At 63.5% G+C, this 26,110-nt stretch carries 22 protein-coding genes and 1 tRNA gene; 8 read left to right on the top strand and 15 right to left on the bottom strand.

Going from position 1 to position 26,110, the window contains the following annotated elements; translation table 11 throughout:
- Positions 1 to 9 precede the first annotated feature (9 nt).
- The 7 genes from gltX (at position 10) to BJQ94_RS11965 (ending at position 9,301) form a co-directional block, all read left to right on the top strand.
- The gene (gltX, locus tag BJQ94_RS11995) at positions 10 to 1,530 is read left to right on the top strand and encodes a glutamate--tRNA ligase (RefSeq protein WP_265400410.1); all 1,521 of its coding nucleotides are present in this window, start codon (positions 10 to 12) and stop codon (positions 1,528 to 1,530) included.
- Entirely contained in the window at positions 1,527 to 2,573 is a 1,047-nt protein-coding gene (locus BJQ94_RS11990) for an NAD(P)/FAD-dependent oxidoreductase (RefSeq protein WP_265400409.1), read from the top strand. The genes gltX and BJQ94_RS11990 overlap by 4 nt, the downstream gene beginning before the upstream one ends.
- 35 nt (positions 2,574 to 2,608) lie before the next feature.
- Positions 2,609 to 2,680, top strand: a tRNA-Gln gene (locus tag BJQ94_RS11985).
- 196 nt (positions 2,681 to 2,876) lie between these two features.
- The gene (locus BJQ94_RS11980) at positions 2,877 to 3,071 is read left to right on the top strand and encodes a helix-turn-helix domain-containing protein (RefSeq protein WP_265400408.1); all 195 of its coding nucleotides are present in this window, start codon (positions 2,877 to 2,879) and stop codon (positions 3,069 to 3,071) included.
- Positions 3,064 to 4,269 carry a tyrosine-type recombinase/integrase gene (locus BJQ94_RS11975; protein ID WP_265400407.1) on the top strand — a complete coding sequence of 402 codons (1,206 nt, stop codon included), beginning with the start codon at positions 3,064 to 3,066 and terminating at the stop codon, positions 4,267 to 4,269. The genes BJQ94_RS11980 and BJQ94_RS11975 overlap by 8 nt, the downstream gene beginning before the upstream one ends.
- 416 nt (positions 4,270 to 4,685) lie before the next feature.
- Positions 4,686 to 6,653 (top strand): AAA family ATPase, encoded by a 1,968-nt coding sequence (locus BJQ94_RS11970; protein ID WP_265400406.1) that lies wholly within the window; start codon positions 4,686 to 4,688, stop codon positions 6,651 to 6,653.
- Positions 6,650 to 9,301, top strand: coding sequence for a TrlF family AAA-like ATPase (locus tag BJQ94_RS11965; RefSeq protein WP_265400405.1), 2,652 nt, complete (start codon positions 6,650 to 6,652; stop codon positions 9,299 to 9,301). Before BJQ94_RS11970 ends, BJQ94_RS11965 begins: the two co-directional genes overlap by 4 nt.
- Before the next feature lie 257 nt (positions 9,302 to 9,558).
- On the opposite strand, the gene BJQ94_RS11960 is transcribed toward BJQ94_RS11965, so the two are convergent.
- The 15 genes from BJQ94_RS11960 to BJQ94_RS11890 all read right to left on the bottom strand — a co-directional run bounded on the left by BJQ94_RS11960 (position 9,559) and on the right by BJQ94_RS11890 (position 25,478).
- Positions 9,559 to 10,161 (bottom strand): hypothetical protein, encoded by a 603-nt coding sequence (locus BJQ94_RS11960; RefSeq protein WP_265400404.1) that lies wholly within the window; start codon positions 10,159 to 10,161, stop codon positions 9,559 to 9,561.
- Positions 10,158 to 10,613 carry a single-stranded DNA-binding protein gene (locus tag BJQ94_RS11955; RefSeq protein WP_265400403.1) on the bottom strand — a complete coding sequence of 152 codons (456 nt, stop codon included), beginning with the start codon at positions 10,611 to 10,613 and terminating at the stop codon, positions 10,158 to 10,160. Before BJQ94_RS11955 ends, BJQ94_RS11960 begins: the two co-directional genes overlap by 4 nt.
- Positions 10,614 to 10,743: 130 nt before the next feature.
- The gene (locus BJQ94_RS11950; protein ID WP_265400402.1) at positions 10,744 to 12,555 is read right to left on the bottom strand and encodes a TraM recognition domain-containing protein; all 1,812 of its coding nucleotides are present in this window, start codon (positions 12,553 to 12,555) and stop codon (positions 10,744 to 10,746) included.
- A gap of 28 nt (positions 12,556 to 12,583) precedes the next feature.
- Positions 12,584 to 13,579 (bottom strand): DNA-processing protein DprA, encoded by a 996-nt coding sequence (dprA, locus tag BJQ94_RS11945; protein WP_265400401.1) that lies wholly within the window; start codon positions 13,577 to 13,579, stop codon positions 12,584 to 12,586.
- Between the two features lie 49 nt (positions 13,580 to 13,628).
- Positions 13,629 to 15,104 carry an ATP-binding protein gene (locus BJQ94_RS11940; protein ID WP_275875486.1) on the bottom strand — a complete coding sequence of 492 codons (1,476 nt, stop codon included), beginning with the start codon at positions 15,102 to 15,104 and terminating at the stop codon, positions 13,629 to 13,631.
- A gap of 8 nt (positions 15,105 to 15,112) precedes the next feature.
- A complete protein-coding gene (locus BJQ94_RS11935) occupies positions 15,113 to 15,472 on the bottom strand; it encodes a hypothetical protein (protein WP_275875485.1) in 360 nt (119 codons plus the stop codon).
- Positions 15,473 to 15,592: 120 nt separating this feature from the next.
- Complete coding sequence (locus BJQ94_RS11930) at positions 15,593 to 17,056, bottom strand: SCO6880 family protein (protein WP_265400398.1); 1,464 nt, start codon at positions 17,054 to 17,056, stop codon at positions 15,593 to 15,595.
- Positions 17,057 to 17,058: 2 nt separating this feature from the next.
- The gene (locus tag BJQ94_RS11925) at positions 17,059 to 18,444 is read right to left on the bottom strand and encodes a conjugal transfer protein TrbL (RefSeq protein WP_265400397.1); all 1,386 of its coding nucleotides are present in this window, start codon (positions 18,442 to 18,444) and stop codon (positions 17,059 to 17,061) included.
- Between the two features lie 30 nt (positions 18,445 to 18,474).
- Positions 18,475 to 18,744 carry a DUF6112 family protein gene (locus BJQ94_RS11920; protein ID WP_103432436.1) on the bottom strand — a complete coding sequence of 90 codons (270 nt, stop codon included), beginning with the start codon at positions 18,742 to 18,744 and terminating at the stop codon, positions 18,475 to 18,477.
- 69 nt (positions 18,745 to 18,813) lie between these two features.
- On the bottom strand, positions 18,814 to 19,080 hold the full coding sequence (locus BJQ94_RS11915; protein ID WP_265400396.1) for a DUF6112 family protein: 267 nt from the start codon (positions 19,078 to 19,080) through the stop codon (positions 18,814 to 18,816).
- 1 nt (position 19,081) lies between these two features.
- A complete protein-coding gene (locus BJQ94_RS11910) occupies positions 19,082 to 20,224 on the bottom strand; it encodes a M23 family metallopeptidase (protein WP_265400395.1) in 1,143 nt (380 codons plus the stop codon).
- Between the two features lie 31 nt (positions 20,225 to 20,255).
- Complete coding sequence (locus tag BJQ94_RS11905) at positions 20,256 to 20,909, bottom strand: hypothetical protein (RefSeq protein WP_265400394.1); 654 nt, start codon at positions 20,907 to 20,909, stop codon at positions 20,256 to 20,258.
- 45 nt (positions 20,910 to 20,954) lie between these two features.
- Positions 20,955 to 22,028, bottom strand: a complete 1,074-nt coding sequence (locus BJQ94_RS11900) for a ParB/RepB/Spo0J family partition protein (protein ID WP_265400393.1) — start codon at positions 22,026 to 22,028, stop codon at positions 20,955 to 20,957.
- 1,390 nt (positions 22,029 to 23,418) lie between these two features.
- Entirely contained in the window at positions 23,419 to 24,318 is a 900-nt protein-coding gene (locus tag BJQ94_RS11895; RefSeq protein WP_265400392.1) for a bifunctional DNA primase/polymerase, read from the bottom strand.
- Positions 24,318 to 25,478 (bottom strand): ArdC-like ssDNA-binding domain-containing protein, encoded by a 1,161-nt coding sequence (locus BJQ94_RS11890; RefSeq protein ID WP_265400391.1) that lies wholly within the window; start codon positions 25,476 to 25,478, stop codon positions 24,318 to 24,320. The genes BJQ94_RS11895 and BJQ94_RS11890 overlap by 1 nt, the downstream gene beginning before the upstream one ends.
- A gap of 150 nt (positions 25,479 to 25,628) precedes the next feature.
- Here BJQ94_RS11890 and BJQ94_RS11885 point away from each other — a divergent pair, with 150 nt between their 5' ends.
- Complete coding sequence (locus tag BJQ94_RS11885) at positions 25,629 to 26,087, top strand: hypothetical protein (protein WP_265400390.1); 459 nt, start codon at positions 25,629 to 25,631, stop codon at positions 26,085 to 26,087.
- The last annotated feature ends 23 nt before the right edge of the window (positions 26,088 to 26,110 follow it).

The raw sequence follows: 26,110 nt of genomic DNA, 5'->3' as shown, positions 1-26,110 counted from the left end.
GAAGGCCGTATGTCTACTACAACAGCGCACCCGTTCTCGACCGCAACCGGCACTGATGTGCGCGTGCGGTTCTGCCCCTCGCCCACCGGCACGCCGCACGTCGGCCTGATCCGCACGGCCCTGTTCAACTGGGCCTACGCCCGGCACACCGGGGGCAAGTTCATCTTCCGGGTGGAGGACACCGACGCCGCCCGCGACAGCGAGGAGAGCTTCACCCAGTTGCTCGAGGCCATGCGCTGGCTGCGCCTGGACTGGGACGAGGGTGTAGAGACCGGTGGACCCAACGAACCGTACCGCCAGAGCCAGCGCTACGACATCTACCGTGACGTGATCGCCAAGCTCATCGAGTCCGGCCACATCTACGAAAGCTTCGCCACCGGCGAAGAGATCGCCGAACGCAACATCAAGCTCGGCCGCGACGCCAAGCTCGGCTACGACAACTACGAGCGCGACCTCACCGACGAGCAGAAGGCCGCCTTCCGCGCCGAGGGACGCGAGCCCGCGCTCCGCCTCAAGGTGCCCGACACCGAGCTCTCCTTCGATGACCTGGTTCGCGGCGAGATCACCTTCCCGGCCGGCTCGTTCAGCGACTTCGTCGTGGTGCGCCCCAACGGGCATCCGCTGTACCCGTTCGTGAACCCCGTCGACGACGCGCTGATGGGCGTCACCCACGTGCTGCGCGGCGAAGACCTGCTCTCCTCCACGCCCCGCCAGATCGCGCTGTACCACGCGCTCATCGACATCGGCCTCACCACGTTCGTGCCGCGCTTCGGCCACCTGCCCTACGTGATGGGCGACAAGAACAAGAAGCTCTCCAAGCGCGACCCGGAGTCGAACCTGTTCCTGCACCGCGAACGCGGCTTCATTCCCGAGGGCCTGGTCAACTACCTCTCCCTGCTGGGCTGGTCACTCACCCACGACCGCGACGTCTTCTCGATCGAAGAGATGATCGCCGCGTTCGACGTGGTCGATGTGAACCCCAACCCGGCGCGCTTCGACCTCAAGAAGGCCGAATCGCTCAACGGCGACCACATCCGCCTGCTCGAACCGGCCGACTTCGCCGCCCGGGTCGTTCCCTACCTGGTGAACGCCGGCATCCTCACCGAGCCGCTCAGCGACACCGAACAGGCCGTCCTCACCGCCGCGGCACCGCTCGTGCAGGAACGCATCGCCCTGCTCGGCGAGACGCCCGACATGCTCGGCTTCCTCTTCGAGCCCGCCGATAAGCTCGAGCACCAGGCGGATGCGCTCGCCTCGCTCCCGAAGAACGCCGCCGAGATCCTCACGGCCGCCACCGCGGCGCTGCGGAACATTCCCGAAGCGGAATGGACCCACGAGCTCGTGCACACCACCCTCACCGAGACCCTCATCGACGGCCTCGGCCTGAAGCCGCGGGTGGCGTTCGGCCCGCTGCGCGTGGCCGTGTCCGGTCGCAAGATCTCGCCGCCGCTGTTCGAATCCATGGAGATCCTCGGCCGGGCCGACTCGCTGGCCCGCCTGGATCGGCTCTCGGCGACCCTGGTGTCATGAGCCCGGACGGCTCACTGAACACCGGTGCCGGCAGCGCTACTGCTGCCGGCGCCGCTGAGGTGCTCTACGACGTTGTCATCATCGGCGCCGGCCCGGCCGGCCTGGCCGCGGGGCTCAACCTCGTGCGTGCCCGCCGTCGCACCCTGATGATTGACAGCAACCGGCCTCGGCACTCCGCCACGCTTCGGTCGCACGGCTTCATCACCCGCGACGGTGTGCCGCCGCTCGAGCTGCGGCGTATCGGCCGTGAAGAGTACGAGGCCTACCCGGCCGCCGAGTTCCATGTGGGCCTCGTGCGCACCGTCGAGGCTCTGCCCGGGGTCGACGAGGCGGATGCCACCGGTGCCCGGTTCACCGTGTCCACCAAGGGCCTGCGCGGCGAGAAGAACCGGGTTGTCACGACCCGCACCGTGCTCATCGCAACCGGCCTGGCCGAGACGTTGCCGGCGCTGCCGAGCATCCGTGCGTGGTACGGCACCAACCTGCACAGCTGCATCGCCTGCGACGGCTACGAAGAAGCCGACCGGGCCCTCGCCCTGATCGGCGAGACCGACGACCTGGCCGAACACGCCCTGCTTATCTCGCAGTGGACCGACGACCTGATCGTTTTCACCAACGGCGTCGGCCAGGTCTCCGACACCGATGAGGTCGCCCTGGCCGCGCGCGGCATCCGGGTCGACCGGCGCCCGCTCACCGACGTGGTGGGGGAGCGCGGCGCCATGACCGGCATCCGGGCCGCCGACGGCGAGTTCGTGCCCAGGCAGGGCGGTTTCGTGCGTCCCAGGTATGAGGCGGCCGCCGCCTTCGCGGGTGCGCTGAACCCGGCCACGGATGCGTACGGCCTGATCATCGTCGACCCCCAGGGTCGCACCTCCGTGCCCGGCCTCTACGCCGCGGGCGACACCACCCCGCCCGGCCCGGAGCAGTTGCTGGTCTCCGCCGGTGAGGGAGCCCGCGCCGCCGTGGCCATCAACCGCGAATTGCTCGGGCCGCTGGCGACACACCCTCCGCTCAATTTGGCTGGTCGCCCCGAAGTGGGCTAGAGTTACTTTTCGGCGCGGTTCTCGGACTACGCCATTGGGGTATGGTGTAATTGGCAACACGGATGATTCTGGTTCATTTGTTCTTGGTTCGAGTCCAGGTACCCCAGCAGTAACAGGCGCAGGATTCCGCGGCGAAACAGCCCATGGCCCCTCCTCCCGATCAGGCCGAAACCGGCCGCTGTGACCAGAAATGGACCAGAAACCCCTTTGCAGGGTTGCTGTGACTACTTATCGCCCGGACTGATACGGACCCGTCCCGGCATAGTCGGAATAGTCACGACAAGGCGCGCACACCTTTTGGGTATGGACGCGACGACACAAATCACCCCGACGTTCCTCACCCAGCGTGAACTCGCCGAGTTGCTCCGGCTACCCGAGCGCACCCTGGAAGACTGGCGCCTGACCCGCACGGGGCCGCCCTACCTCAAGCTAGGCCGTCACGTCCGTTACGACGTTCAGGACGTGCTCGCCTGGGCTCAGGAACACCGGCATGGCTAGGCCACAGATCGCTGCCGGCGTGCTGGGCGCCATAACTGTGGGAGTCCTGCCGAACGGCCGGTACCGAGCCCGCGCTTCCCTCCGAGACGACGGCGGAGTCCTGCATCGTCTGTCCGCGGTTGCTCACACTGACGAGAACGCGCGCGCAGACGTTCGGCGGCAGGCAGCGGTGCTCGGTACCGGCGGCACCGGCGCTCTCTCGCCCAAGAACACCGTTAACCAAGTGGTGGAACTCTGGCTCTCTCAAATTGCCGCCCGCGCGAAAACGGGCAGCCTGACATACTCCACCTACGAATCGTATGAGACAACTGCGCGCCTCATCATTTTGCCCCGCTGCGGGGGGATCAAGCTCGACCGACTCACTGTCGGTCGGTGTGACCGCATCCTCCAGAAAATACTCGAGGAAGAATCCATCTCCAAAGCACGCCACGCCCGCGCCGTGTTGAGCCTCATCTGCGGCTACGCCGTGCGCGACGACGCGCTGCCCAGCAATCCAGTGCGAGACGTGCAGCGTTTGCCGACGGCCCCAAAAAAGGAATCCACGCTCACCACTGAGCAACTCAACACCATTCGTGAGCTGATGCAGGATTGGCGAGAAACGCGAGCGGACGGCCCCAGACCCAACTACCGCATTCTGATCGACGGCATGGAGATCATGCTGGGCACCTCCATCCGGGTTGGAGAATGCCTCGGCCTGCGCCGCTGCGATGTAGACATGACAACCCGGCCACCGACTCTCGTCGTCAACGGCACCATAGTCAGCACCAAGGCGGAAGGAATCCACCGGAAGGACACACCCAAGCGCTCCCGACAGAGACGCAGCATCGCTCTGCCATCGATGGCAGCAGCGGCCGTCCGCCGACGACTGGCACTGGCTGAACCCGACCTAGAGGCGTCACTATTCCCAACTAAGACCGGACGCGCACTGAGCGTCAGTAATTACGAGCGCCTGTTGCGCTCATTCATTGCCGACGAGCGCGCGAGCCTGATCAAGCTGGGAGTGGACGTGGACGAGTACACCACTCATATTTACCGACGCACGGCTGCGACACTCGTTGAGCGGGCGGCGGGCATCACGCTGGCGTCTCGGCTCCTCGGACACGCGAATGAGCAGACCACCCGAAACAGCTATGTAGTCACCGCTGACCAGGTCGACCCGGTGACGGCGGAAATCCTTGACGAGGTACTAGGCGGGTGACCAAGTAGATGCTTCATGTATCGACTTGGTCATTCACGTTGTTTTGTTGTTGAGGCGTGGCGGGCCGGTCCACTAGCATGCTTCACGTTTCATGCGCCTGAGCGCCTTTGTGGCCGTTTCTGTTAGTCAAGAGCCCCTCTTGTGGCGCAGCGGCACGATTGGCACCCCCAAAACGAGCGCAACACGCGAGCGGTGTCGGCGGTCGCCGGTACGGTGAGACTTGCACGGCAAGTACAACTAGATCGTGCGCAGATGCGCAAGAGAAGAGCCATGGCCCCAATCACGAAGGTGCTGCCTCCGGGTTCGCGTTTTTTCGTAGCAGGCGGCCGCAGCGCGAGGCATCGCGAGGTCCCAAGATTTGGCGAGCTCATCGAGCGACTCTTCGGGCTGAGATCGAATGGAGGACAACAACTTATATGAGGCTCGTCAAAGCGGAGATAACGGGATTCGGGCGCCTCGCGGACGGCAAGGTGAATCTCGACAACAAGGTCATCGCAATCGTCGGCCCCAACGAAGCGGGCAAGACCACCCTGCTTCGCGCTCTCGCATACACCGACAACGGGGCTACGCTTTCTGCGTCGGAACGATCTCGTGGTTTGGTCATTGAGGACAGCGACGTTGTCGTGCGGGTGCAGTATCTGCTCAATGCGGGGGACAGGACTTCCGCTGAACAATATGGACTCCAGGAGCCTCCGACGTCGATTTGGTTGTCGCGCACGGCTGCTGGTGGAACTGACCCGTCTGTCACTGTCGTCCCATCGCCTTTGAAAGCATTCGCACCTCTTGAGGCTGCTGTGCTTGCTCTGCGAGCTACAGCGACGAAGAAGTCGTATGCAGAGCTGCAGTATCGTCCGCCAGTGCCCGATGAGGGCGGAGACTCGGTCCTGGTCGACGAGCATCGCATATCGCTCCAGCAGCACACACGAGACACGATTTCGATGTTCCTCGAAGCCTTCGAGACGGGCGACGGTCGTCTTGCCGTGACGGTTCATGATTCTGACCTTCGACAGGTTCGTGACCGTCTAAATCAATACTCCCTCGGAGTGGGTATGGCCGATGCACTTAGTGCTGTGTTGACATGGGTCGAACGGGAGGATCCAACGCGAGCAGTGGCCGCGACGCTCTTCGGCCGCACTCCCAACATCCTGCTCTTCAGCGACGCTGATCGAATTCTCGCATCAGCGCATGCGCTCTCGGAGGAGTTCGTTGCGGCCCCACCAGCCTCTCTCGCGAATCTGCTTGGCATGGCTGAACTCGACCTAAAGAGTCTCTGGGCCGCATTGCAAAGCGGCGACGAAGGGGAGCGCGAGACACTCATCGATGTGGCCAATCAAGTCCTTGCCGCTAAGTTCGCTGCAGCATGGAAACAGTCGGCTGTCACCGTTTGGCTCAAAATCGAAGGCACTGTACTGACTATTCGCATCCGCCAGGACGGCAAACGCATCACAAAGTTCGATGAGCGCAGTGCTGGACTCCAGATGTTCGTGGCTCTCGTGGCCTTCCTCGCAGTTCGGGACGAAACTATACCCCCAATCCTTCTCATAGATGAAGCCGAGACGCACTTGCACATCGACGCCCAGGCAGACCTTGTCAATACATTCATGACGCAGCAGCAAGCGGCGAAAATTGTTTACACCACGCACTCGCCCGCTTGCCTTCCCCCGGACCTCGGCTCGAACATCCGTGCAGTTGTGCCGGACGCCGGTAGCGAGTACCGGAGTGTGATTCAAGGCAGCTTTTGGCACGGCGCGGCCGGCTACTCGCCACTCATGCTCGCGATGGGTGCTGGAGCCGCTGCCTTTTCCGCGGCACGTTTCGTGGTGCTCGCGGAAGGGGCAACGGAGATGCTTTTACTTCCGTCACTGATCAAGTCGGCAATCAATGTCGCCGACCTTGAATACCAAGTGGCTCCCGGGCTGTCCGAAGCCCGAACCATAATGTACCCAGAGCTTGATCTAGTTGGCGCACGAGTTGCGTTCCTTGTGGACGGAGATAAAGGCGGGCAGGACCTTCGTAGGGCGCTTGTTGGAGGCGGAGTGCCGGGGGCGCGGATCGTGACGCTCGATGCTCTCACGCTCGAGAACCTTCTCGATTCGGACTCATATCTTGAGGCAGTGCGAGCGCTCCTTGCAGAATGCAATCCAGGGAAGGCTGTCCCCGATCTCCCCGAGCTGCCCGACCCAGCGTCGGAAGTCTGGCCTTCGTTCTTGGATAGGTGGGCGACCCAGCAGTCGCTAAAGATGCCGGGGAAGCGGGTGATTGCGAGCCGGCTTGTGGAGGACCGGCTGGCGACACCCAGCGACTTCGGACGTCGAGTCCTCACAGAGCTTCACCGCTCCATTTCGACGATCTTGTCCACCTCCAAAACAGGGAACAACGCATGAGCGAAGTAGACCAAGATGTTCTTGAAACAGTTCCGCCGAACAAGGTCGGAGCAAGTTGGTTCCGAGCTGCGCTCCAGATCAATCCTTATTCGTACAAAGGCAAAGCCCAGCCCTCTCGTATATTCGCGAGCGAGAACGATTACAACACGGCATTGCTCGACCGGTGCGAGGCTCAAGGAATCTCGATTATCGCCATAACTGACCATTGGTCTGTGGATTCTGCCCTTCAGCTTGTCGCCGATGCTGAGAGTCGCGGAATCGTCGCGCTTCCTGGCTTCGAGGCCAACAGCTCAGAAGGCATTCACCTCCTTGTGATATTCGAGGCTGGGACAAGGCCGGGTCTCATCAATGCAGCCATTGGAAAGTGCGGCGGTGTTCCTGGGCAAGATTCGGCGACGGGTGATTCCTATTCAAGGATCCTTACTGAGATGGCCGCAATGGGCGCCCTAGTGATCCCAGCGCACGCCAACGTCGCCAGTAGCGGCCTCCTGACAGGCCGAGGTGGGCTGTCCTTGGTTGAGATGGTGATGCATAGCGACCTCCATGCGATCGGCATAACTCCGTCGGTTGGGGAGGCCGGACAGCAGAAGGCGATTTTCAGGCGCCAGCCCCCTTTCGACCGTCAGTATCCCATCGCAATGATCTACTCTGACGATGTCTGTCACCCGGACACGCTTCTCAAGCCTGGCGGTTCGACGTGGTTCAAGATGAGCCGTCGTAGTCTGGCTGGGATTAAGCATGCGGTTCATATCCCTTCTACGCGTGTTTCGGTCGTGGACCCAAAATCGTCTCCGCGTGCGATCATCAGGGAAGTATCTTGGCAGGGCGGTTTCATCGACGGGGTCACGCTCACGTTGCCCGATGACATGACGAACCTCATCGGAGGACGAGGGACTGGGAAGTCCACAATCGTTGAGAGCCTCCGATTTGTTCTGGAGATCGATCCATTGGGGGCAGCAGCGCGCAGCGATCACGATGGCATCGTCAAACACGTACTCGGGGTGGGCACGACGGTGAGCCTTGTAGTGGAAGCCATCTCACCGACTGCAGACAGATATACGATCCAGCGAACAGTTCCCGGGCCTGCGGTTGTTCTTGATTCGAGCGGCACAGCAACCGATCTGCGCCCCGAGGATGTTGTCGGAAGCGTCGAGATCTACGGGCAGCATGAGCTCGCTGAACTAGCGAACGACAACACTGCGGTTGCTGCCATGCTTCACCGATTCAATCCATCCAACGGTGCTCAGACTGACCGCAAGGATCTGGTTGAGAAACTCGTTGACAACAGGGAGCGGTTTGATCGCGCCGAAGGCGATCGGGAAAGACTCGAAGATGAACTCGCGGACCTGGATCGATTACAAGCACAGGCTGACAGGTTCAAAGACACCGACGTAGCGAAGCGACTCGAAGACCTACGGCGCCTTCAGCAAGATGATTCCGTTTTCAAAGAAGTCGGGGATCGGGTCGCGGAAGCCGACAAGGCAATTGCTGAGATCGCGGCTGGTGACCTCCTAACGACTCTGGCGTCGTCCATCGAATTGATAGATGAGTCGCCACAGAAAGTGACGCTCCAGCGTGCCGCTGCAGCTGGGCAGGCGCTCGGCGTGGCAATACGAGCCGCAATCGAGGCGCTCAAGGCCGCTGCTGCGGACGCGAAGCTGGAGTTGGCAGGCGCAAAGGACGAATGGGAAGCGGCCACAGCCGGCGAGAAAGCCGCCCATGACGAAGTGCTCCGCGAGCTTCGAGTTGGTGGGCTGGAGCCGGAAAAGTATCTGACGGTTTCTGGTCAACTTGAGACTCTAAAGACAAAGGCTCAACGGATTCCGGCCTCGGACAAGCTGCTCAAAGACCTCGCGAAGGAGAGAGCGAGCCTCGTTAGACAGCTCCAGGTAAATCAAACTGCGATGGCGAAGCACCTGTTGGACACTATCCGCGACGCCAACAAAGCGACCAGCAAAGCGATCAATCTGCGAGCAGTCCAGTCTTCAGATCGACGCGAATTGATCGCGCTTGTCAAAAGCAACACAGTTGGTCAGCGGTCCACAATTATGGCGGCGCTTGAGGACGAGAATTTTTCGGTGGCTCAGTTCGTCATGGCCGCTCGCGTTGGGGCAGTGGACCTCGAGCGGCTGTATTCAATCAAGGGTGCGCAAGCCAACGCGCTAATCAACGCCGGCGAGCCACTTTTCCGCAAGCTGGAAGAGTGCTGTATCGACCAAGCGGTCGACGTCTATTTGGACACTTCGAGTGGGGCAGGGGCGGCCACGTTCCGCAGGCTCGACCAGCTATCAAAAGGTCAGCGTGCAACTGCATTGTTGATGCTCTTGCTCGGCTTCTCTTCTAGTCCACTTGTAATTGACCAACCCGAAGACGATCTCGACAATCGATTCGTGTTCCGCGAGATTGTGAAAAGGCTCCGAAAGCTCAAGGGCCACCGCCAAATTATTGCAAGCACACACAACGCCAACATCCCAGTACTGGGCGACGCGGAGTTGATTGTCGTGTTGGCAGGCGACGGTTCACGTGCGTGGGTAGCCGCGCAGGGCCTGGGATCACTCGACGAACCAGCAATTTTGGCACACGCCGAGGACCTTCTGGAGGGCGGACGTGACGCCTTTAACGACCGAAAGCATCTCTATGGCTTCTGACCTTGCGTTGGATGGCGGATTCAAACGCCGCCGGGGCAGACGGTCCAATGATTTGTTAGATCGTCAAAGCTGAGTCGCTTGCGGCTTGGAGCTATCGATCGTCCGCCGGCGTACGACGCGGGGCGTGCTTATCACCGGTTGGTTTCATAAATCGTGATGCGTCGACGCCGCCAGCACCAGGGTGCTCTGCGACCGTCGTGCGCGGCATCTGTACTTGCGAGCAACCTCGGGGGATGGCGCGATCGAGGGCGACGCTTTCATTCGTGGACCGGAGGGTTCGAGTCTAAATGGGCGGTGAGACCATTCAATCCGGCTGCGGCCTCGCGACGACTCCCGACATCCTGAATGACGAAGAGCGTGAAGTCCTCGTCGCGGTTGCCGATCATGATGTCTTCGACGGCGTCGGCGGGAGGTTCGCCCGGCCAAGCGGTTTGCCGCGTTGATCGGTCGCGCTCGAGCCTCGTTCCCGACGTCGAAACCCAGTCGTGGAGGCGCTGACGGGCATCGGCAAAGTCACGGTGCCAGCCGAATGGTGCCGAGCCGTGTTGATCGGGGTCGTAGGCGCAGAGCCAATGAAGGTGCAGCGCTGAGAGCTCCCAGACAAGCTCGGGGTGGCGGTGCCAGAATGGCGGTAGGACGGAGGCCGGGAGCCCATACGTTCGGCGTAGCCAATTCACCCACCGGTTGAGCTCGATCCATTCGACCTCGGCTTCGTCGGCGGTGAGGAGATTCCAGTTGACAGGATGTGGCGGCTCTGCCGTGAGCGGCCCGTCGAGATCGTCGAATGAGTCCCCGGCGAACGAGCCTTCTTGATCGTCGGGGACCCACTCGTCCAGTGGCGCGGTCATAATCACCGTCACAACCCGATCGTGGCCGAATGGGGCTGAGCAAGCCCGGGGACTCGCCACATGACCTTTTGGACAGCCGGTGTGTTCATGCCCTCGGCCGGTGCTGGGCGGCGAGCACGATCCACCTCATAATTTGTGCGGGCGAGGTCGTGGCCGATCTTTTTGGCGACGAACTCCTCCCGCTCGATGACTTCCCCCTCGCGCTCCACTTGGAAGCTGCGAACGTATCCCTCGGCAACAAAGCTGTCGCCCTTCGCGAACCGAGTGAGCGCCCCTTCAGCCGTAGCCCGGTATGCGACGAGGTCGTGGAAGCTTGGCTCGAGTGGGGTGAATCCTCCTCCTTCGCGACGGAAGTGGGGCTGGCCGACGCGCACGTAGAAGCGCGTGTCGCCGTTCTCGGTGACCGACTGTTGCGGCTCCGAGGCGATGAAACCTGACAGCGACTGCTGCGTGTGAAACGCCATGGGACTCGACCTCCTGTTCCTGGGCGGACCATATTGATCCGCGCTCACTATTAGGTGTGCCGCTACCTACAAAACCAGAAGGAACCGCCACCGCGGCGCCCTCTTCAGTGACGCCGTGTGGGACGCGCTGTCACTCCGATTGACTGACCGAGGGTTGCGCGGGTTCCTCCGGGGGCTGCCTACGCATCAACGCTTCGATTTCCGCCCGGTTGGCGAGCAGGGTCTTCGCATCCGGACGAGCGGTCCACATCTGCATGCTCCCGATGACAGGCGGGGCCGCGCGGAGCATGATCAGGCCGGTCCCGAACGGGAGGGTGCGGATGGTGTCAGGCGGCATGATCGGGACGCGGCGGATGGACCGCTGTGCTGAGCGTGAACCCCGATCGCCGACGGTGGTCGAGTCAGTCGATTCGTCGCGCTCGCCGATAAGCGTCGAGAGATCGTGCAGGTCTCGGGAGTTGGATCCTCCGCCGAGCACGACCTTGACGATCGACGAGTCCCAGATTGTGCCGGCTGCGTTCTCGCTCCATTTTGTGCGCGCCTGTGCGAGCGACTGCAGCACTGGCATGGTCGTGATGCCAGTTCCGCCGCCCTCCGCCATCAGGTTGGGGAGTGAGGGGAGGGGCGCCAGGTTTCCGATTTCGTCGAGTGCGAGCAGCAGAGGCGGGTCGAGTCGCGCGCCTGCGCTGCGAGCGGCCAGGCGACGGGCAGTCTCGACGAGGTCTTCGACGAAGGCCGAGACCAATGCGGCGGAGTTGTTCGAGCCTGCACCTGTAGCGAGTAGGTACAGGGTGCTGTTGCTGCGCAGGAATCCCTCCGGGTCGAAGCTCTCGCCCTCTCCCGGTGAGACAGCATCCAGCACGCGCGGGTCGGCGAGAGCGCCTAGCGAGAGGGAAACCCCTTGCCAGATCGAATCGCGCGTTCGCGGGTCTGCCTCCAGCATGGCTTGAAGGGAGTCGCCCCAGCCGGTGGCTGCCGCGGGAGTGCTGAGCAGGATCGCGACCGCGTCGTGAGCTGCAGCCGGGTCGAGGGTCCACCGGAAGAGTTCGGCGGGCGTGCGGTGGTCGAGGGCGGCGGCGTGAAGCAACGCCTGCAGAGCAGTGCGTGTCTTTGCCTCCCAGAACCCGCCTCCATCAACGCCGCCGGCAGCCAGTCCAGTGCCGGCTGCCAATCCCGTTGCGCGGATCATCGCTGTGAGCGGGTCCTCGCAGCCGCGGATTGGCGACCAGCGCAGGCCCGCCGGCACGCCGAGGGCGAGCTGTTGAGGATCGAACACCGCGACCGGGCCGGTCCGCTGGCGTGCTCGGAGTGTGGCGGTGAGGTTGTCAGGGCGGGTGGAGGTGGTCACGACCGGCCCGGGGGAGTCGAGGATGGCGTTGATGACGATGTGTGCGCCCTTGCCGGAGCGCGGTGGTCCGATGACGAGGATGGAGTCCTCGACGCTGGCCCAGACGTCGGTACCTCGTGATCGTCCGAGGCGGTAGCCAACGTCCGTTGGTTTCGCGTTCGATAGGGCTGGACGGAGATGCGCAGCGCGACGCATGAGCGCTTTGCTGGACGCCGCTCGTAGTACATCGTTCCGTGTCGCGATTCCGGGGATGCGGTACGGATCGATGCGTGCTGCTCGTTGCGGATCGTGAAGCTTCCGCCACAGCCAGGTCCCGGCTGCGCCAACGGCAACGACCATGATGCTGGCCGTCGGCCAGTAGGCAAGCGGGTGCAGCCCGGGAGCCTGCATGGCGACTGATGGGTTGCCCGGGTCAAGGAGGACGGAGAGTCCGGTTTCGGGCCCGCCAGCCGGTTGTGCGATACCTGTCGCCCAGGCCGTGACGGTACCCGCCAGCCGGAGGAGGAGCGCAAGTACTGCTGAACACATCAGGAGTCCGATGCCGAGGTTTGCGAGCTCGTCGCCAAGGGAGGCCTGACTCCGCGGTGTGCTCACCGGTGCTGTCCCTTCGTGAGGAGACCGCCTACAGGCGGAGATCGGTGCCGCTTCGACTGAATCGTCTCGTGGGGGAGTAAGTGAAGGTCCGGTCTCCCGAGAAGCCGGCCGAGGCATCCATTAAGTCCGTCACATCCTGAGCGTCAACCACGAGGCTCGCGACCCCTTCCTGGATCAGGCGGTGGCAGCCTGCGCTTGCCGGGCTCGTGACCGGTCCAGGAACCGCGCCGACTGGTCGGCCCAACGAGTGCGCTTGGGCCGCAACGTTCAGCGAACCGGAGCGGTGGCCAGCCTCGACGACGATAGTCGCGCCCGAGAGCGCTGCGAGGATCCGGTTCCTCTGAAGGAAACGCCAGCGAGTCGGGGCGGCGCCGGGCGGAAGCTCGCTCAGGAGCAGTCCGCCGCTCTGTTCGATGCGTTCGAAGAGTTGCTCGTGGCCGGCTGGGTAGAGTCTGTCGAGCCCGCCGGCCAGCACGGCGACAGTGGAACCGGGATAGGACACCGTGGCCGCTCGATGAGCTGATCCATCGATGCCATACGCACCGCCGGAAAGGATCACCCGGCCCTGCGAGGCGAGCTCTGAAGCGAGCTCGGTCGCCACTTGGCTGCCGTACGCCGTTGCGGCACGGGAGCCCACGATGGTGACGCGGCCGGGGAGGGGAGCCGAGAGCTGACTCGGGTCGCCTTTGAGCCACAGAGCGATGGGCGCGGTGGCGCCGAGCTGCTGCAGCTCGCCGGGCCAGTCGACGTCCTCAGGAGTCAGAAGCCGAATGTCGTGGTGCTCCATGTCGACGTTAATGCGGTCGATCTGCCCGGGGTCGATGCGGGGAGCCAGTCGCCGTCGCCAGAGTTCGCCTTCGGCGGGTTCGACGCCGTTCGGAAGCCGATCGCCGGAAGTGATGAGCTGCATGGTCGCCGCGGCGCCGAGACGGGCCACTAGTGTCCCCGTGATGACGTCACTCGGCTCGGAGAGCGCGGCAAGCAATATCCTCGCTTCTCGCTCTTCGCTCACATTCTTGACCACTGGAATGACTCCTTGTTCTGGGTGGAAGGTCCGCTGAGGGGACGCACTGTTACCGGCCTGCGGACATCCGGGCGGTCGTGTCGAATGCTTCGAGCTCGTTGGGGTGCAGTTGATGCTGCACGACGAAGCTTCGATCCTTGACGCGCCACAGGCCTTGACCCGTCCCGAGCGAGGGGAGCAGCTGCTGCTCCGTTCCACTGAGCCCAAGGGCGCTCGCCGTGGACCCGAGCTGGTCCGGTTCCTGGCGGTAGACAATGCGAGTCTCGGCGTTGGCCAGCAGCGACGACGCGAGTGCGCGCATTGCAGACCCGGAGTCGCCAACGTTGTCGAGGTCGCTGAGCTTGTGGAAGACGAGCATGTTTGCAATCCCGAAGTGTCGGGCTAAGCGCCACTGGGCGTCCATGCGGCGTAACAGTGCGGGGTAGGCCATGAGCCGCCAGGCCTCGTCGTAGATCACCCAACGCTGGCCGCCGGCCGGATCGGCAAGGGCGGCTTCCATCCATGCGGATGAGCAGGTCATGAGCACGGAGATGAGCGTGGAGTTCTCGGCCACCCGCGACAGGTCAAGCGAGACCATTGGCAGGGAAGGGTCGAAACGCACAGTGGATGGCCCGTCGAAGAGCCCGGCAAGGTCGCCGGCCACCAGCCGCCGCAGCGCATGACCGACGAGTCGCCCGTCTTCGGCGAGGCGGCCCTCGTCGTCCTCGGGGTTGGGAGCGAGGATACGATCCACGACCATCGGGAGTATCGGCACTTCAGCGCTTCGAACGGCATCCGCCAGGGCTAGGTCGATGGCGGTGTGCTCGAGCGGACTGAGGACTCGATCGAGCACCGTCTCGGCGAGCGCTCCAATTAGCTCGCGTCGCCGGGACGCAAGCTGTGCCGACCACTCGGCGTCTGTAGCGGATGCCGCCCGGTGACCTTCGTCGAGTGGGTTCAGCCGGTTACGCAGCCCGTGGCCGAGGATGATCGCCTTACCGCCGACAGCTTCGGCCACGACGGTGTGCTCGCCCTTCGGATCACCAGGCACGTAGACCCGGCGTCCGAATGGGAGAGAGCGTGTGTAGAGCGACTTGGCGAGGGATGACTTCCCTGAGCCGACGATGCCGGCGAGGACGATGTTCGGGGCGGTAATCAATCCGCGTTGGTAGAGCACCCACGGGTCGTAGACGAAGGAGCCACCCGAATAGAGGTCCTGCCCGACGAAGACACCGGCCGAGCCTAGTCCGGCCTCGGCGAGGAAAGGATAATGACCCGACAGAGTGGCGGTGGTGTCCTGGTGCTTCGGGAGCCGGAGCCGACCGGGCATCCGAAGTTGTGCGGGACCTGGCTCACCGCCGGCGGCAAGGTATTCGGCTGATCGAGCCTCGTCCCGTTCGGCCTGCCACTGTGTGCGCGCCTCGAGATGCCTCGCCCGCCGCGCATCAGCCACGATCTGTGCCGCTGAGCGTTTGCGCGCCTGGCGGTCGCGCCGAACTTCGCCGTGCGGCTCAAGCAGGTGAGTGGTGTGCAGGTGTGTGTCCAATGAGTTCTTCACAGCGAGACCGCCTGCGCTGACTTGGCGCTCGATCGGGCTTGAGCGCTGGCCCAGGTCGCCGCGGGCTGGCGGGACTGGGCTCGCTGGGCGGATGCCACCCTTTTGGTCCGGGCAAGATTCGGTTCAGGTTCATCGGGATATCGGCGCAACAGCGACACGTAGCCGAATTGTTTGCTGTAGGTCAGCGCGTAGGGCGATCCGTCGTCTTCGATGATCCGATCTGTCCGCCCGGCCGGGATACGGTCGTAGACATACCCGTCGATCAGAGCAGTATCAACAGTCTCGTCGCCGTAGTCCCATTGTTGTAAGTGCCCGATCGCCGCGATGGCGCCTCTGAGGTCGATCATGCTGAGCACTGCGTGCGCCTCATCTCCCTGTAAGAAGACGACACTGATCCAACGAGGTTCGGCTGTTCTCAGTCCTTCGTCAAACATCTCAACTCCAATCGATTGCGTCACGAGACAGGTGCGCACCGCTCACACGCTTCGGCAGAGGGGCAGCGCAGCGGCAGTGAACGCTTGCGCCTGTTGGCCGACGAGTAGGCGTGTCTCGCATGAGCTCTGAATGGCGGCCTGCTCGATCGACGCCACAGCCGCCTCGAGCTCGTCGGCAGTGGATGCTGTCACGCACACGAGACCGGTTGCGCGAACAATGCCGTGGCCGGCGGTGAGCTCCGCCTCTTGCTGAAGCACGTCTTCGTACTCCGCGGTGGAACTGGCATCCTCGATCTGGCCGATGCGCCGGCGCTGGTGGGCATCGCTGATGAGCTCGGTCTTCTTCTTGCGGAGATCGCGGGCAGCCTGATCCGCTCGAACGGGGAGATAGTGCAGCGAAAGCGTTCGGAGAACACCGTTGGTGAAGACGAGGGGTGACAGGAAGCCGGGGAACACCTGCGAACGGGGCCATTCACTGATCCACAAGACCGCGTGGAAGGCACTGTCTGTGCGCAGACGATCCCAGCTTTCGGTGACGGCGACCGGGCCTGCAGTGGCGAGCGATCGCCCAACGTCAGGATGCCTTTCCAGGTCGACGCCCACGGCGGGGTCGTAAGCGGTTCGCAGTATCCTGGCGAGTTCGTCGGCGGTGAGCCAGGTTCCGACGGAGAGGTCCGCGGACCGCAGGGCTCCCGTCAAGGCCGTCATCTCTTGGCGGAGTACCGCTGCCGCACCGCGCATGCCGCCGCCTTGCGTTCGGACCTGGCGCGCGGCCGAGGCGAGATCGACGGAGAGGCTAATCGTGGTGGCGTGACGCTCTCCGGCTGGTCCGGCTCTCCCGATGAGATCCCGATAGGTCACTGCAGCCCAACCACCGTCATCGATGCCATGTTGCTCCCACCACTCGGCGAGCCCGGTGCCCGAATCGGGCAGTGTGCGTTCCGACACCTGTAGTCGCGCGATGCGTCCTGATCTGCACGCGCCCGCTAGTACACGCCCCCAACCGGTCACCCTCCGATGCTGCTCACCGGGGTCGAGCAACGCGAATGCCGGGTGCGACACGGCCACCACAGCGGTGAGACTCTTCGCGTGCGGATCGTGAATCATGACCGCCCCAGACTCGGGATCGTTCCACTCGCGAAGGGCGGCCGCATCGCCGGGAAGGGACAGCGTTCCAACGGGGCGCGGCCGGATGATTCGGCGCCGATAGGTCAGTTGGCGGTAAGCAACCCGCCACATCCACCGTGTGCCGACCGGCACCCACTCGACGAGCTTGCGACCGCCGATCGAGACACCCGCGATGACCGCGGTGGTCACCCAGACGGGACTTGTCCACGCTAGGCCGGAGGCGCCAGCTGTGTAGAGCGCTGTTACGAGAGTGAGCATCCCGATCGACAGCGCAATTAACTGTGGCAGCGACAGGCTCAGGACGATGCCGCGTTTGGTGAGGCGGGAGAATTGAACGGGGGACAGCTGGTACTTGGCGCGGTTCTCGTCGGCGTCCACAGCTAAACCTCCTTCCGGTCGAGTCGGGATGCCGCGGCGGGTGCATCGGCTAGGGGCGTGGGAGTTCTTGGCTGCATGGGTTCGGGTTCCGGCGTAGGTGCGCTCGGTCCGGCGGCGTCGCCGACTGCCTGTGTCTGAGTGTCAGCAGTCTGTCCGAGCGCGTTGCCGAGTCTGGGTCCGGCCTCCGCGGCGGCGCCGGCGGCTGCTGCTCCAACCACGATTCCTGCACTGCCCACCCCGGCTGCTGCTCCCGCGCCGCCAGCTCCAGCACTGGCGCCGCCTGATGATGCAAGGCTGGACGCTCCGGCAGTGGGGCCGGGGCTCCCTGTCGGCGAAGCGGTGGTGGGTCCTGGCGCAGATGGAGAAGGACTCGCTGTCTGAGCGGTTGGAGCCGTTGCCCCCTTCTCGTCGCCTCCGCTCGGGCCGAGGATCTTCTTGGCGCTGTCTGCCATGGGTGCGGCAGGCACAGGTACGGGACGGTTCAGGGCCGACTTCGCCTCCTGCTCACTCGACATGGCGTGGTACATGTCGAACCCGACGAAGCTGATGAATTTGTAGGTGATGTATGGCGCGAACGCGGCGATGAACATCAACACGATGCCCGCGATCGGGTCGCTGATGGAGGCGAGATCGGCGTCGATCGGGGCCGAGACCTGCGCGACCGCGACCAGGAAGATCACGACGAGCACGAGTTTCGACAGGATGAGTGCAATTACAAAGGCGACCCATTTCGCGAACCATCCTTTGGCGGCATCCCAGGTGGCGCCTGCGAGTGCGATTGGCCCAAAGACGATCGCCACGAGCAGAAGTGCCTTGCGAATGAGGAGTGAAAACCAGACGATCGCCGCGGCGCTGATCGCCAGCGCGGACAGGAAGATCGTCACGATCGCGCCGACGCCGGGAGCAGCGACGTTGATTGCTGTGAGGCCGGCGGGGAGCAGAGCGATGCGATCACCCATCCCTTCCATCGTGTTGCCGCTTGCCTGAACGATGCCGATCGTGAGTTGATCAGTGATCTCGAGTAGCAACGCTGTGATGGTGATGAGAACGAAAGCACCGAGTACAGATTTGGCGAGGCCTGTCGCAGCCCGGGATAGTGCCGTCGGGTCGCGGTGGATGAGCCCGGTGATGAGTTGCAGGCAGAAGAGCACGAGGGTGACGAAGACCGCGACGCCGAAGAGCACGTTGTAGACATCGATGTAGCCAGGATCGGTGACGTCGACGAGTGTGGTCGTGTCGAACGCAGCCCACACCGATTCGAACAACCAGGCGGCGGCGGAGCCCATCGCGTTGGCCAGCCAATCGAACGGCGCCGCGACCAGTGAAGCGGTGCCCTCACCGACGGCGTCGCAAACGCTCGCGATCACCGGCACATCGCACACGCTCATTGGATCGTCTCGATCATGTCTGAGTCACGGTCAGACGGCTTGGCCGACGCCCCAGAAGAAGTTGACCAGCGTCACAGCCGCCCCGCAGATGATGGCCGCACCACAGGACACGAGCACGCCGGTCTTTCCGCGCGAAGCGAGGTGCGGGTTGGACGAGTTGGCCCCGAAGCCCCAGACGATGGCCGCGACGATCAAGGCGAGCACGCTGAGGACCAAGCCGATGGTCATCACCGCACCCACAATGGTGCGCAGTTGGTCGATGCCAGGTAGGCCCGTCCCATTTGGATCAATGTCGATCACAATCAGCTCCCTCGGTCGATGGACGTACGACAGACAGGAGCGCACTGCGTCCCGTGAGGGCTGCGGCCGTTACAGAGTTGAACCGATGCCGATCAAGAAGTTGACCCAGGCGACTCCGGCGCCTGCCAGGGCTGCTGCACCGCAGGCAACCCAGAGCCCGGTGCGGGCGCGAACGGCCGTTTGAAAGTTGCCGCTCGCCGAGGCGAGCGCCCAGGTGACGCCAGTGATGATCATCATGAGTACCGAGATCATGAGCACAAAGGTGAGCATGGCGCCGACGATGTTCTGCAGTTCTTCGGCGCCGCCGACGGCTCCGAAGTCGGGGAAGACATCCATCTCACTCAGCCCTTTCTGGTGTGCATCCTGCTGTGGTGACCGCCGCACCTGCGACACCGGCGGCGCCGTTCTCGGCGAGCCACTGCTCAGCATTGACAGCAGGTTGGTCTGCTCCGCCCGGGTGGATCTCGAGGTGTAGGTGGGGGCCGGTCGATTTGCCCGCTGAGCCGACATCGCCGATATGCTGGCCGGCTGCAACGCTGTCACCCTTGGTCACCAGGATGCCCGCGTCGTACATGTGGGCGTAGTACGAGGCGACGCGCTCGCCGCCGACAGTGTGGTCGACGACGATCAGGCCTCCGTAGGTACCGCGTTGCCCGGCGAAGGTGACGATGCCGTCGGCGACCGCGAGGATCGGCGTGCCCGCGGGTGCCGCGAGGTCACTTCCGGCGTGGAATCTAGATTCACCGCTGTAGGGGTCGGTTCGCATTCCGAAGCTGTCTGTCTTTGTGTACGTGCCGTCGGGGAGCGGGAACGCCACCTGCCTTGTCTCGGGGACCATATTGACGGAACCTGCGGCGCTCGCCGACTGCGGTCGAGTCAACGCGGCGAGAATCGACTCTGCGACGGGCTGGAAGTTCTGGTACCGGTCCGGATAGGCGCTGACTTCAACGGCCTGCGCGGCCGCGCCCGGATCGAGCAACTGCCAACCCGGGATGTCAAGCAGCCCGCGAGGTGACCCGGCATTTGGCCCTGAAAGCCCGCCGAAGAATGCTCGTGCCTGGTAGTCCGGATCCATCAGCTCGGCCACCGTTCCCCAACCTGAAACAGATCGCATCTGAAACAGCCCCAGGGAATCATGATCGGAGCCGAGTCCGTCGTTTGGATAATTCGATGACTCCGGATAGGCGCTGGTGTTCGCCAGCATCCGGAGCGTCGACTCCGTGAGCGCGGCCATCAACGCGATGAGAGCGCCCTCGCGCCCGACCCCGGGGGTTCGCGCACCTACCGTAGCGATCGTCGCGGCGTGGGTGAGCTGGCGCTTGTTCAGAGCGATCGAACGGCCATCGCGTGTCTGGGCTGTCAGCGACTCGGGCACACTGCCGACGGCGAGGGATCCCGAACCGCACGAAATCGCCGCTGGGTTCACAAGGGTGGCCACACTCACTAGCCCGATGAAGGGGCCAACGAGTGTGAAAAACACAACAAGCACTATGAGCTTTTTCATCGCTCAATCACTTCAGAGGACGGTCGAGCTGCGAAAGCCGAAGGAGCACACACGGCTGGCCCTCGAGGCACGCAACGAAAATGGTGAACGCCACCGGACGCTCTGTGCGGATGACTTCGGTATTCCACGTACCCACTCGGTGACTAGTTCCCGTGATCGTAAGTGCCGCTGCACCAGGGGGAAGCTGTCCCGCCGTGGCTTGTTCCCGTGCCGTGGACCACGACTTGGGAACGGCGATTGACTCCACGTCGAGCCGTTGTTGAGTCCCATAAGCGCTTATGCGCTCCCACATCTCAGGGCTCGGCAGGTAACCGCGAACGTCGGATGCCAGGGCTGGCGCCTCTTCCGCGTCAGCAACGTCGAGCGGTACCTGCGCCCATTGGGCAGGGCCACCCTCGTGCCGGGTGTCCCAATCGAACAAGGCGTGTGCCACCCTGCGGGCGAAGACCTCGGGGTCCGTCGTCACGAGCACCGGCCGCGGTTCACCGGCGCGTTCAGGCGCGACTGACGGGACCGACGTCTCGACCGCGGGCCGGTCCAGGTGGCTCGTCTTCTCAGGGCCTCGGATCAGGCCATACACGCCGATCGCCATGAGCAGAATCAGCGTGAGGCCGCCGCAGATGACCGCGATGATGAAGCGGCGCTGGTGGACGAGGGGCATTTCAGACGCCTCAGGTCCAGGCGACGTAGTGCGTCATGGGACGGATCATCGGCTTGCTGAGAGCTGACTTACACCGAGGGAAGCGTCGCGCATACGGCGTAGCTGCTCGGCGAAAGCTACGGTGCCTGCAAGCGTGACTTCGAACTGGTCCCATTGGTCATCCGTGAGTTGGGCCGAGATCTCGGCGACGTCGTAGCGCAGCCACCATTCGCCCAGATCGTGCCAAAGGAAGACGAACGAACGGACGGGCAGTTTCGCGTTGGCGGTGGGAGCCGATCGAGTCTTCTTGGCCTTTGTCGCGGTCTTGGCACGTGCCAGCGCATCTTGAGCCAGACGTTCGAGGTCGGCATCCGGGGTCATGGGGGCAGCGGCGTGAATCCGGGTTGCACCCGCCGATGAGGCTTCGCGGATGCTAGCTGGCTGTCCGGGGTCTGCCGCCATCCGCTCCAGTTCGAAGACGGCAACTTGAGTGTTCATTCGGTGCTGTGCAGACAAGACCGATCCTCCGTTGTGAATCAAGTCGAGTTCAGCGTTCGCGCGCGTCCGCACCGTCTCGTCGACAGTCTGGTCAGCCGCAATTCGCTGAAGCTCGCCGATGCCCTCCAGCGTCGTGTACGAACGCCGGCCGGTCACCAGAAGCGCCGCTTGTTCACGGGCAGAGCCATCGCGAGTGGATAACGGTGCTGCCGATTCGGCAGCACCGGCTGACCTGGGGTTTCCTTGCTGGGAACCGAATCGCGAGGCTTCCTGACGGCGCCGCGCGTCCTCGGCCAAAAGCACTTTGACCTCGCGATACAGGGTGGCCGCTTCAGTAGGACTCAGCGGCTTGTGAAGAGTGTTGTCGTCCTGCTCCGCAAGTAGCTGGGTGAGTCGCTCTGAGATTCCGGAACGGACCCAGACGTTGAGCTTGCGTACCCCGAGCTGTCTAAGAGCGGCAAGGCGACGGGCACCGCAGACGAGCGTGCCGTCGGGCGTCACTGTGATCGGCTGGAGAAGGCCATGCTGCTCGATGGAGGCTGCGAGGACGTCGATTTCGCCAAGGTCGGTGCGATGTCGCGACCCGATCCGAATGGAGTCAATCGACCGCTCCAGCTCGATGTGGCCCGGTGAGTTCGTCATACCCGCACTCCTGGTGCGTTGGCCACGATGTCGGAAACAAGGGCGTCGTCGCGAAGGAGAGTACGAAGTGGCTCGCCGATAAGCAACCGAAGCAGGATGCCGCGGCTAGCAGCGGTGTGTGCTTGCAGCGGATCGCCGTTCCCTAGGAGAGCTCGAAGCATGGACATCCACGCCCGTTGGGGAATGTCTAGGTGCGCTCGGGCGGAGTAGTCGCGGCGCAGTGACTCGAAGGCAGAAGGGCGTGATTGGGAGTCCGCGAGCCGGCTACAGATGTACTCAACGCAGCTTCGTGCTCGGTCAGACTCCCAGCCCAGCAGCGTGAACAGCATGATTGCGTCCTCCACAGCCGGTTCCACTTCGGGTCGCGGCGATGCATCGGTCTGCGGGTCGGCCGACTCCGTGCGGAATGCCGGGTGATACTCCGGTAGAGGGCGCTCCCGGTCACTGAAGCGCTCGGCATCGTGGTACCCCGAGATCTTGCGTCGGCGTGCCTGGTGCACCGAGCACAGGAGGCCCTGAGCGCGTTCCTCCGCAATACAGGTCACCTGCACTGCTCTCGTCACGATCGCCCAGGGATCGTCGGCGCGCAACGCTGACGGTGCTCGCATTGCGTCGTACGCCGCGGCGGCTGCCTCCCAGGGATCCAGTCCGTGTCGGTGCGCCAGGGCTGCGTAGCGTTTGGCGGCGTACCGCATGAGCTCGGATGCCTCGGGGTCAGTTCGCCAGCTGAGACCACCGTCAGCCTGAAGTCTTGCGAGCACCGTTCTCAGTCCCTCGGAGTCGTGGAACGCCCTCGAATCTGCTCCTCGGTGTGTGGTCCATTCCATCACGGCACCTCCCTTCGGATCGGTGTGCGTCGTCGCACTGGCTGCCGTTGAGATCAGGGTCGGCCGAGCTCGGGGCGTGAGACCTGGGCCTGGTCGTTCCGCTGCCCGAATTCGGAGAGCGGGGGAAGCTTGCTCGCGCGATCGCGTATTGCGCGGCGGGTGGTGGCCGGGGTCCTGCGCATCCGGCGTGCGAGCTCGGCCTCAAAGTCGATGCCTCTGCCGGCCATGCGCCCGGTGCTGCTGCTGAGTAGATCTGAGGCGCGAACCCAGTTGACGTCGCCGCCAGGGGAGTGCTTTTCCTTGCCGGTTAAGAGTGATCGTCTGTCCGCTTCGTCGTGCGAAGCTGCTAAATCCGAGCGAACGGGATCCTCTGCGGGGAATGGATGCTGCGGCTGTGTTTCGCCGAGGGTCTCGATAGTTGCTGATTCGCCTGCCTCTTTGAACTCATCCCTAGCCATGGCTTTGGTCCTCCCTCATATCGATGCTTTGAACTACAGGAGTGTCAACACGTACCTGGAAGGCAATGCCCCGGGCAAGGCCAGACGTCGCCGCGAACGCGAACGTCACCCCAGGCATAGCGCGTCACCTCGCCCGCGTACCGGAGCACTTGGGTCGCACCATTGCTCGCTCCGTGCGCGAGGCGCATGTGGGGCAGCCTGTCGGCTCGCGGACCGGATAGTCGCAGTAATTTCCGTGGTCGGCAGCCCCGCGGACTCTGCAGCCGGAGCCAGCGCAGCGTCGATGTCCGCAGGCGCAAACCCAGCCTCCACAAGTCGGCAGGCTGCCCAAAACAGGCCTCTATTTCGCTCGCCCTCGGCGAGCTTGCTGACCCACTGCGCCAGCCGCTGAGGCTCAGCCGAGGCGAGCACCTCCGGCCTCGATACCGCCCGAGGCGGTCTGGGTGCCAAGAACTCCCGGAGGGCGATGGCGTCGACCGGCTTCGAGCCTGCCGCTGACAGCGAGTCGAGCCGGTAGCAGACTCGGCCGTTGGGTGTCGCCAGCATCGAGGGCGGCACAACGACGTAGCCGCCGTCGCCACGAAAATCGATATGCGCGGATGCAGCCTGCCAACAGCGTTGAGGACGGGCCGCCAGCACGGGGAAATAGACATGCATTCCTCGGGACGGCGTGCGCACGCGGGCGAGCTCGCCGTCGACGAGCCCGGCGGCATTCGCACGCTCATACGCGCTGAACCCCGACCCTGCGGCCGTGACGTCGATATCGACCACGTCGAAACCGGACGGGCTGCCCGTTGGCATCCCGATATTTGCGGAGGGCCAACGGGCCCACCAAGCCTGCACCTGGTCCAAGTCAGAGCTTGCTTCGTGAAACCCGGCATGAGTGAGCGGACGCTTGCCGTCCCTGGCACACGGAAAGATCGGGATGGCTGCCCTGGCGAAGGAGAGAGCCGCACTTCCCATCGAAGACTGAATCGTGTCGATTAGGACGCCGACGATATCCATCAGAGTGTCCTGATTCCGGGCCGCTCAGACTGGTGATCGAGGGGATCCGGCAATGTGACGTCGGAATGCCGGACCGGTTGCGACGGGCCCAACTCGGGAGGATCGCCGGCTCCAATCTGATGTGTCGAGAGCCCGTCGAGGATCGCCACGGCCGCCCGACGAACGCGCTCGCCGGTCTCCTGGATAACCTCGGTCTCGGTCTTGTCGGGTACGGAGCTGGCCCAGGCGGACACGTACGGAATCGTGTAGTCGCTTGTATCCATCCCGTGTGCCGCGCCTATCATCAATGCGACCGACTCCGCCTCCACTTCTTGCATGCCGCGGTGTGAAAGCGTGCCAGCATCGGGATCGTGCAACCTGACATGTGCCAGTTCGTGACCGAGCGTTTTCACCCGGGCCGCGGCATCTATGTCCGCGCGGACGAAGACTCTTCGCCCACCAAAGTCGGTCTGGCCGTTTGCTCCATGGAGTGACCCAGCATCCGGTACCAACAAGACGGCAAAACCCGACTCTTCGATGAGTGCTCGGAGGTCGTCCCAGAGTCCCTGGGGTGCCTCGCCGCGGAGCAGCATGGGCGCGGGACGCTCAGGAATCGACGACCCCTCCGTTTGGGAGACATCCCACACGTATGCGGGGCGGGCTCCGACCATTCGCTGGCGTACGACCTCACCGGATCGGGGCCGCTCGTGTCGGTTAAGCCTCCGCCACGAACTCATGTCGACGGGGGAGGAGCTTGCGAAACGCGCGGTGAGGGGCGCGAAGATCATGTAACCCTTTTGCCCGGCGATCACATGTCGCCCGAGCGCTTGCCAGTGCCGGAACCCGGCCACGTAGCTCGGGAGTTCAGTCGGGACTGTTCCACGTTCGTGCGCTGCTGAATGCTGCCCCCAGATCAACAGTGAGTTGTTGAAAGACCGTGATCGAAAGCGAGCGGAGAACTCAAGGGCGCGGCGCCACTCATTTCCGTTGACTAGCTCCTCGACCGATGCAACGAGGCGTTCGTGAAGGCTCGCGAGCTTTGCATCCCGGTCTTGTCGCGTTTGCGGTTCAGTCGACACATTGATCACCTTCCCAAGTGGCTGCCACGCACTTGATGTGTGGCTGACACAGAGGTGCGCCTCGCCAACCAGCGCGTTAGGCGAGCCATCTCCGTTGAGCATGCTCAATTGCTTTCAGCTACGGTTTAGCACCACATTTGAGCATGCGCAACCATTGTGTTGGTCATGCTCAAAGACTAAATTGAGCACTCCCAAGGCCTCGCGTGACTGCCGAAACGTTCGGACCAGACCGAAGGGTGAGAGGGTCTGTCTATGACCGATGAAGAGAGTAAGACAGCCGCCGACAATCTCGCGAAGCGCCTTCGGCTACTACTCGACGTTGCGGTCGCAGAAACGGGCAGCGAGCCGACATTCGCCCAGATCGCCGCGTATCTCGAAGAGCGTGGCACCAACCTCTCGCGGTCACGTTGGACCTACATGGTCAACGGCCACCGGTATGTACAGGATCTCCCGTTATTCGAGGGGCTGGCTGCATTCTTCGACGTCGATCCAGCGTTCCTCGCGGGTGCCGCCGACGCTGACGTCCCCGCAAAAGTGAGCGCTCAACTCGATCTCATACGCGCGATGCGAGCCGCCAAAGTGAAAACCTACGCGGCTCGCACCCTGGGAGACATTTCCCCTGAAGCGCTGCAAGCAATCAGCAGGTTCTTGGATGCGGCGATCTCGCCCAAATCTCGAGAAGCGCAAGATCGTGCTGGAGATGAGCCATAACCAACCTATGAATTGAGGTGAAG

This window comes from Cryobacterium sp. SO2, from assembly GCF_026151165.2.
In the GTDB taxonomy this organism is placed as follows: Bacteria; Actinomycetota; Actinomycetes; order Actinomycetales; family Microbacteriaceae; genus Cryobacterium.
The sequence above is the reverse complement of the archived record's forward strand: the minus strand, read 5'-3'. Positions and strand labels throughout refer to the sequence as shown.

Bases quoted from the DNA above. Each gene is read 5' to 3' on its own strand.
- BJQ94_RS11890 (WP_265400391.1), bottom strand. From the start codon at position 25,478: ATGCTCAACGGAGATGGCTCGCCTAACGCGCTGGTTGGCGAGGCGCAC.
- BJQ94_RS11990 (WP_265400409.1), top strand. From the start codon at position 1,527: ATGAGCCCGGACGGCTCACTGAACACCGGTGCCGGCAGCGCTACTGCT.
- BJQ94_RS11915 (WP_265400396.1), bottom strand. From the start codon at position 19,080: ATGGATGTCTTCCCCGACTTCGGAGCCGTCGGCGGCGCCGAAGAACTG.
- BJQ94_RS11955 (WP_265400403.1), bottom strand. From the start codon at position 10,613: ATGGCGTTTCACACGCAGCAGTCGCTGTCAGGTTTCATCGCCTCGGAG.
- BJQ94_RS11925 (WP_265400397.1), bottom strand. From the start codon at position 18,444: ATGAGCGTGTGCGATGTGCCGGTGATCGCGAGCGTTTGCGACGCCGTC.
- gltX (WP_265400410.1), top strand. From the start codon at position 10: ATGTCTACTACAACAGCGCACCCGTTCTCGACCGCAACCGGCACTGAT.
- BJQ94_RS11970 (WP_265400406.1), top strand. From the start codon at position 4,686: ATGAGGCTCGTCAAAGCGGAGATAACGGGATTCGGGCGCCTCGCGGAC.
- BJQ94_RS11905 (WP_265400394.1), bottom strand. From the start codon at position 20,909: ATGCCCCTCGTCCACCAGCGCCGCTTCATCATCGCGGTCATCTGCGGC.
- BJQ94_RS11885 (WP_265400390.1), top strand. From the start codon at position 25,629: ATGACCGATGAAGAGAGTAAGACAGCCGCCGACAATCTCGCGAAGCGC.
- BJQ94_RS11895 (WP_265400392.1), bottom strand. From the start codon at position 24,318: ATGGATATCGTCGGCGTCCTAATCGACACGATTCAGTCTTCGATGGGA.
- BJQ94_RS11965 (WP_265400405.1), top strand. From the start codon at position 6,650: ATGAGCGAAGTAGACCAAGATGTTCTTGAAACAGTTCCGCCGAACAAG.
- BJQ94_RS11900 (WP_265400393.1), bottom strand. From the start codon at position 22,028: ATGACGAACTCACCGGGCCACATCGAGCTGGAGCGGTCGATTGACTCC.
- BJQ94_RS11975 (WP_265400407.1), top strand. From the start codon at position 3,064: ATGGCTAGGCCACAGATCGCTGCCGGCGTGCTGGGCGCCATAACTGTG.
- BJQ94_RS11980 (WP_265400408.1), top strand. From the start codon at position 2,877: ATGGACGCGACGACACAAATCACCCCGACGTTCCTCACCCAGCGTGAA.